Origin of the sequence: Empedobacter sp. UBA5987 (assembly GCF_002429865.1) — a bacterium.
Lineage (GTDB): Bacteria > Bacteroidota > Bacteroidia > Flavobacteriales > Weeksellaceae > Empedobacter > Empedobacter falsenii_B.
Map to the genome: position 1 here is coordinate 201,551 of NZ_DJBB01000047.1, position 6,661 is coordinate 208,211.

The window sequence follows — 6,661 nt, forward strand, 5'->3', positions numbered from 1 at the left end:
AAAATCTTGTTTAGATTTCAAAGTTAGGGAATGTTTTGTCAAAATGAATGATTTTTTGGGCGACATATTTTGGCATTTAGATTTATTTTCTTTGTGTTAGAATAAAAATTAAAATGATGAAGAAAGCGTTAGAATGTGCTTTAATTTTAACAAGAAAGCACCAACTTTTGGGTGATAAAATTGCTTTATCAACTGATTATTTGAAAAAGATTGAACTAAAAGATAAACAATCAGAAATCAATAAACAAATGATTGAGTTTTTGGTCGAATTGCAAGAATTTGTAGAATTTATCAGAGTAAATCAAGAACTTAGATTGATGTATGTTGAATTGGTGAATTATTATTTCACACAAATTCATCATCAAATTAATTTTTATGAAATAGAATTGGACCGTTTAGAATTTGAATCAAAATTCTCAATCAATATGATTAATCAATTTAATCAAAACGAAAAAAATAATGAAATAAATTCTGTTCAAGAAAAACTAAATTTATACTACACGATTATTAATTCGTAGAAAAACGTTTTCGGCATAATTTTTTATTGTAAATTCGACTTAATATTTAGAATTTGAAATGAAAAAATTAACTATGTTTTTTAGCTTAATGATTTTATCATTAAGTTTTGCATTTGGTCAACAAACTGAAAAACCAAAAATTTATAGCGAAGAAGCAAATCCGAAAGTAGATATTGCGAATGCGGTACAAAAAGCTTCTGCAGAAAAGAAACACGTTTTATTGCAAATTGGTGGTAATTGGTGCGCTTGGTGTGTGATGTTTGATAAATTGATAAAAGAAAATCAAGAAGTAAAAGATTATATTGCGAATAATTATGAAGTGGTTCATGTAAATTATTCTCCAAAAAATAAAAACGAAGAAACATTAGCTGCATTGAAACATCCAGAGCGTTTTGGATTTCCTGTTTTTGTAATTTTAGATGAGAAAGGAAATTTAATTCACACACAAAACTCAGCTTATCTTGAAAGCAAAGAAGTGAAAGGACATGATCCGAAAGTTGTGTTAGAGTTTTTACAAAACTGGTCTTACAAAGCATTAGATCCAGCGAGTTATACTAAAAAATAATATGCGTTAAGCACGTATCGTATAGAGAATCAATCTGCAAAAGCATAAACTTTTTAGATTGATTCTTTTTTATTTCGGTTATTGATTAACTTTGTGAGATGAACAAAATTTTGGTTACACCATTTATTCTGTTGGTAAGATTTTATCAATTAGCGATTTCTCCTTGGATGGGAAGCAATTGTAGATATCAACCAACTTGCTCTTCTTATATGATAGAGGCGCTAAAAGAACATGGTTTGCTAAAAGGTTTGTGGCTCGGAACAAAAAGAATTGGTCGCTGTCATCCTTGGGGAGGACATGGATACGACCCTGTACCTAAAAAGAAAAATTAATGATTAACTTAATTTCGTTTATCGATTGGAATCCAAAACCTTATTTATTTGAAATAGCAGGATTCAAAGTACATATTTACAGTTTATGTTGGATAGTCGCCTTTGTCGTAGGCTGGTATTTGATGTCAAATATTTTCAAGAAAGAAAATCAGAAAAAAGAATTACTTGACCCTTTATTCCTTTACACATTTATTGGAGCAATTGTAGGTGCAAGACTCGGAGAATATATTTTTTATGATCCTGCTGCGTTTATTGAACGACCAATCGAAGTTTTCTTACCTGTACAACACTCACCAGGACAAAGTGCTTTCTTTGGATTATTACAAGATTACGAATTTGTAGGATTTAGTGGACTTGCAAGTCACGGAGCTGCATTAGGTGTAATTTTAACTTCCTATTTATTTAGTAGAAAATATTTGCATCGTAATGTATTGTGGTTGTTAGACCGTATTGCTGTTGTTGTTCCTTTTGGTGGAGCTGCGGTTCGAATTGGAAATTTTTACAACTCAGAAATTGTAGGAAAAGCATCAGAATTACCTTGGGCAGTAAAATTTCATCAACAAAGTTTGGGATATGGAGAAGTAATTCCTCGTCATCCAGCTCAAATTTATGAAGCGATTGGATATGTTATCTTAGGAATTATTATGCTTTATATGTACAACAAAACAGATAAGACAAAATATTTGGGAGCTTTGTTAGGCATATTCTTATTTTTATTATTTTTAATACGATTTGTTGTTGAGTTCTATAAAGAAAATCAAGGAGAAGAAGCAGTTGCTCAAATGTTGAATATAGGATTAAACAATGGTCAAATCTTAAGTATTCCTTTTATGTTAATCGGTTTATACTTATTTATCTCTTCTAAAAATAGATTAGATATCAATCAACCTTAGAATTATTATAAACTTAGAAATAAATTATAGACTTATGGGATTTTTTAAAGAATTTAAAGAGTTTGCAGTAAAAGGTAACGTAGTAGATTTAGCTGTCGGTGTAGTTATCGGTGGTGCCTTTGGTAAAATTGTTACTTCTTTAGTTGAAGATATCATTACGCCAGCCATTTTAAATCCAGCCTTGAAAGCTATTGACGCTGAAAATTTAGCTGCATTAGTAATACCAGGGACTGCAATTAAATATGGTAGCTTTTTAGCTGCTGCTATTTCTTTTATAGTTGTTGCATTTGCTTTATTCGTAATGATTAAAGGAATTAACAAATTGAAAAAAGAAGCCCCTGCTGAAGAACCAGCTCCTGCAGGACCAACACAAGAAGAATTATTGGCTGAAATTCGTGATTTGTTAAAAAACAAATAATTCGTTTTCATTCAAAATGATAAAAAAATGGATCGCAATTGCGATCCATTTTTTTATCGATTATTTTCAAACTCTTAAGAAGCTGCTTGCATTTGCATTTCTTCTCCACCTCCCATTTCTTCTCCATCTGGGCGTTGTTGTTTATTCTTTTCTCTTTCGTTTGTTTTCTTAAAACGATATGTAAACGATAAGTTAATTGAACGTTTCATCCAACGCATACTTTCGTAATTAGTGTAATCTGCTCCATAAGTAGTAGATTCTCTTTTTCTTGAGTTGAACACGTCACGAATATTTAAAGATAATGTAGCTTGTTTGTTGAATAAATCTTTTGATAAAGAAAAATCCATTGACAAATTATCTTCAATTTTTTGTTGAGCCGTTTTCATGCTTCCCATGTAATTTCCAGCAACCTGAATTTTGAAATCTGCAGGTAATATAAAGTTAGAAGACAAACGTCCACGAGAACTAAATCCGTCTCCAGAGAAATCTTGCGTATCTACTTTTGTACTTTCTACTCCTGTTACAGGATCTTTTACAACGTTTGTTTCTTCGTAGAAACCTGTTCTATTGTATCCAAATAAATTTACATTGAACATCAAACTCCACCATTTAGCTGGTTTGTAAGTCGCTGTTAAATCTAAACCATAACGATCTTCATCACCAATGTTGATTGGTTTTGTAATAAATACTTCATCTCCGTTATCGTTATAATTTTTACGTTGAAACTGATTAATCATATCAGTTGTTCTTTGGTAAAATAAACTTGGCGTTACCATCAACTTTCCTACAGTTGTGATATAAGCTAACTCGTATGAATTTGTATAAGTAGGATTAAGATCTGGATTACCATTTCTTACATTTCTATCATCTGTTGCAGAAAAGAAAGGCATTAACATGAATCCCATTGGACGACGAACACGACGAGAATAACTTAATTGTAATTCGTTTTTCTCAGTAAACTTATAATTCAACGTTAATGTTGGGAATAAATCTGTATATTTTTTTGAAATATTTTCTCCGCTTGTGTAGTTTTTGATTTTCATATCAGAACTCTCTAAACGTAAACCTGCGAAGTATTGAAATTTTTCTCCAATTGCGTTTCCATATTGTGTATAAGCTGCAAATACATTTTGTTGATTATCTACATTTGCAAAGAATCTACTATCTTCTTCATAATCTCCAGCGTCAGTTAAAAAGAATGTTCTGTTATTAGTTTTCGTATCGCTAAAATCTGCACGAGCACCTAATTCAAATTTTCCTTTTTCTCCAATTGGACGAACATAATCTGCTGTTAAAACTACATTTTTCTGATCTTCTAAATTATCAGTAATACGATTTGTAATTTCATCTACATAGTTACCTGTAGTTTTGTCTAATACTTTTGTTAAACCATTAACAAAACCATCTTCGTCTTCTTTTTGAGACGAAAAACGTCCTGTGAATGCAAATTCATGACCTTTTTTATCAAACTCGTGTTTATAATTAAAATCTAAATCAAAGTTATTTTCAATTTCTTTCTCATTCTGAAGATTATATTCATTCTTCAAGAAAGTCATTGCATTATCAAAGTAATTATAATCAACTAAAGCATTGTTATTTCCATTATTGTAACGATAACCTGCAGATAAACCTATTGTATTTTTATCATCTAAATAATATTCTCCACCCAAACGAATGTTGTAATTTCTACGAATTCTATTATTATCTCGGTTTGTAGATCTATATTGTTTTACAACATCTGTTCCTTCATTATAACTTGTCATAAAAGCAGAACCTTCACCTTCTCTATCCATATAACGAGAACCTAAAGTTGTAAAAATGTTATATTTTTTTGTTTTATAATTCAAGTTTACATTTCCTCCAACCATTTTAGGAATTCCTCCATTCAAGGTTACAGAACCATTAAAACCTGTATTAGAACCTTTTTTCAATACAATATTGATGATCCCCGCAGAACCTGAAGCTTCGTAACGAGCAGAAGGGTTTGTTACCAATTCAATACGTTCTACATTTTCGGCTGGAATATTTTTTAAAGCTTCCGCTACATCAGAAACACCCAACATTCCCGAAGGTTTTCCATCAATCAAGAATTTTACATTATCATTTCCTCTCAACGAAACATTTCCTTCCGCATCAACAGAAACTGACGGTACATTTGCTAAAGCATCAGACAATGTTTGACCTTGCGACATTGGATCATTCACCATATCATACACTTTTTTGTCCAATTCTACTTTATAAATTGGCTTTTCCGCTGTTACAACCGCTGCTCCTAACGAAACTGTTTGCGTCGTTTTTACAGTAAAAGTACCTAGATCTAATGCAGATTCTAAATTAATCTGTTTTTCTATTACATCGTATCCCAATGGCTCAATCACAAGAACATATTGCCCAGCCTTTGCTTCTACTGTAAATTCTCCTTTTGCATCCGTTGCCGCTTCTGCCACAACTCCATCTTCCGAGCTTTCAAGCGATATTGTAGTGTATTCTACAGGTTTGTTTTCACTTGATAAGACTTTCCCTTTAATTTTTAAAAGCTCTTGCGCATTCAATCCTGCACAAACACAAATAAAAATCAAAGCAAATAAACTTCTTAACCTCATTTGTTTAATTTTTCGTTTTGTAGTTTTATAATTTCACAACTTGTTTGACAATCCTTTTTGGAAAAGGTTTAATCGATTTCAAAAATAATTTAAAAAAATATTGGTCGATAATTCGTCTCAAATGTTACATCTTTTAAAAGATTTCATCATAACCGAAAAACTTTAACATTTACCGTTTTAAACCTTTTTATTTTTTTGAAGTCTTAAGAGTAAATAAAACAAAAAAAGTTGATAATTATGAGAACAGCATTTTATAAATATGTAGGATTAGGATTAATTGCTTTCACTTTAACAACTGCTTCAGCGCAAGACAGAAATGAAGGATCGAGAGAGCAGAAATTACAACAATTAAAAAAAGATTTGAACTTGACAGATGCGCAAGTCATCAAAATCAAACAAATTGAGGACAGCTACAAAGACGAAAAAATTGAATTGAAAAAGAAAATGAAAGAAGTTCGTGAAAAAGAATTTAATGAAATCAATGCTGTTTTTACGCCAGAACAAAAAGCAACATTGAAGGAATTGCACGCCAAAAAACATCAAAATAAAAAAGGAGCTAATTAATAGCTCCTTTTTTATTTAATACAATTATTACAACTTAATACGTTTATCTTTTTTACAAAGCAACTAGGCAATCGTCACAACACCTGAGTTACAAAAACCTTTTACATACATTCTACTGCCACTATGTTGCCTTCATCTTGCCTTGATGTTGGGAGTATCCCGGTACTATGACCCGTCCTAAAATAACTATACATGTTTTTAAATAAATCCTGTTATAGTTATACACCAATTGATCTTAATCCTAAATTTATTATACAAGGAAGTTTTGATTATTAAAACTTCTATTATAGTTTTTCCATCTTTTCTTTAATTTTCTGACTGTAAATGTGCAGCATTTGGAGTTAAATAATCACAACTTGTATATGGTCTTAATTCATTATATGATTTAATACTATTAACCCGTTGTGCATTTTAAATAATTTTGGTTTTTAGCTTATTAATATTTCGATTAAAATATGTTTTATTAATGTACTGAACCACAGTAAGTGCAGTAATTTTAGCTAGAATTCTGGTTTTAAACCCTTCAAAAGTCTTTGCATAATTGCGTCTAATCATAAACTGATCGCATAGTTGAGAAAATAAAGTTTCAATTCTTTTTCGATACTTTTTGAATGGATAAAACTGAGGTTTATAATCTTTTTGATTGGATCTTTTCGGTGTTTCTAATCGTATATTAGCTTCATTAAATAAGTCAATTTGAATTGTTTGTGACAAATAACCTTTATCCCCAAGTAGCAAACAATCATACATTTGAGTTTTAACATCTTT

General features: G+C 30.7%; 8 protein-coding genes. 6 read left to right on the top strand and 2 right to left on the bottom strand.

Going from position 1 to position 6,661, the window contains the following annotated elements; genetic code table 11:
* Positions 1 to 113 precede the first annotated feature (113 nt).
* The 5 genes from B3J26_RS07900 (at position 114) to mscL (ending at position 2,726) form a co-directional block, all read left to right on the top strand.
* The gene (locus B3J26_RS07900; protein WP_115001760.1) at positions 114 to 518 is read left to right on the top strand and encodes a hypothetical protein; all 405 of its coding nucleotides are present in this window, start codon (positions 114 to 116) and stop codon (positions 516 to 518) included.
* Positions 519 to 576: 58 nt separating this feature from the next.
* Positions 577 to 1,083 (top strand): thioredoxin family protein, encoded by a 507-nt coding sequence (locus B3J26_RS07905; RefSeq protein ID WP_291074059.1) that lies wholly within the window; start codon positions 577 to 579, stop codon positions 1,081 to 1,083.
* A gap of 98 nt (positions 1,084 to 1,181) precedes the next feature.
* Positions 1,182 to 1,415 carry a membrane protein insertion efficiency factor YidD gene (gene yidD / locus B3J26_RS07910; RefSeq protein WP_125349653.1) on the top strand — a complete coding sequence of 78 codons (234 nt, stop codon included), beginning with the start codon at positions 1,182 to 1,184 and terminating at the stop codon, positions 1,413 to 1,415.
* Positions 1,415 to 2,308, top strand: a complete 894-nt coding sequence (gene lgt / locus B3J26_RS07915) for a prolipoprotein diacylglyceryl transferase (RefSeq protein WP_219034371.1) — start codon at positions 1,415 to 1,417, stop codon at positions 2,306 to 2,308. The genes yidD and lgt overlap by 1 nt, the downstream gene beginning before the upstream one ends.
* A gap of 34 nt (positions 2,309 to 2,342) precedes the next feature.
* Positions 2,343 to 2,726 carry a large conductance mechanosensitive channel protein MscL gene (gene mscL, locus B3J26_RS07920; protein WP_125349655.1) on the top strand — a complete coding sequence of 128 codons (384 nt, stop codon included), beginning with the start codon at positions 2,343 to 2,345 and terminating at the stop codon, positions 2,724 to 2,726.
* Between the two features lie 74 nt (positions 2,727 to 2,800).
* Here the strand turns inward: mscL and B3J26_RS07925 are convergent, their stop codons facing one another.
* Entirely contained in the window at positions 2,801 to 5,329 is a 2,529-nt protein-coding gene (locus tag B3J26_RS07925) for an outer membrane beta-barrel family protein (protein WP_291074062.1), read from the bottom strand.
* A 237-nt stretch (positions 5,330 to 5,566) separates the two neighbouring features.
* Here B3J26_RS07925 and B3J26_RS07930 point away from each other — a divergent pair, with 237 nt between their 5' ends.
* On the top strand, positions 5,567 to 5,893 hold the full coding sequence (locus B3J26_RS07930; RefSeq protein ID WP_291074064.1) for a Spy/CpxP family protein refolding chaperone: 327 nt from the start codon (positions 5,567 to 5,569) through the stop codon (positions 5,891 to 5,893).
* Positions 5,894 to 6,304: 411 nt separating this feature from the next.
* On the opposite strand, the gene B3J26_RS07935 is transcribed toward B3J26_RS07930, so the two are convergent.
* Positions 6,305 to 6,661: transposase (locus B3J26_RS07935; protein WP_291074065.1), on the bottom strand; the 357-nt coding region annotated here is incomplete at its 5' end.

What these genes read in the sequence shown, in the direction of transcription:
- B3J26_RS07900 (WP_115001760.1), top strand. Translation starts at nt 114, where the DNA reads ATGATGAAGAAAGCGTTAGAATGTGCTTTAATTTTAACAAGAAAGCAC.
- B3J26_RS07905 (WP_291074059.1), top strand. Translation starts at nt 577, where the DNA reads ATGAAAAAATTAACTATGTTTTTTAGCTTAATGATTTTATCATTAAGT.
- yidD (WP_125349653.1), top strand. Translation starts at nt 1,182, where the DNA reads ATGAACAAAATTTTGGTTACACCATTTATTCTGTTGGTAAGATTTTAT.
- lgt (WP_219034371.1), top strand. Translation starts at nt 1,415, where the DNA reads ATGATTAACTTAATTTCGTTTATCGATTGGAATCCAAAACCTTATTTA.
- mscL (WP_125349655.1), top strand. Translation starts at nt 2,343, where the DNA reads ATGGGATTTTTTAAAGAATTTAAAGAGTTTGCAGTAAAAGGTAACGTA.
- B3J26_RS07925 (WP_291074062.1), bottom strand. Translation starts at nt 5,329, where the DNA reads ATGAGGTTAAGAAGTTTATTTGCTTTGATTTTTATTTGTGTTTGTGCA.
- B3J26_RS07930 (WP_291074064.1), top strand. Translation starts at nt 5,567, where the DNA reads ATGAGAACAGCATTTTATAAATATGTAGGATTAGGATTAATTGCTTTC.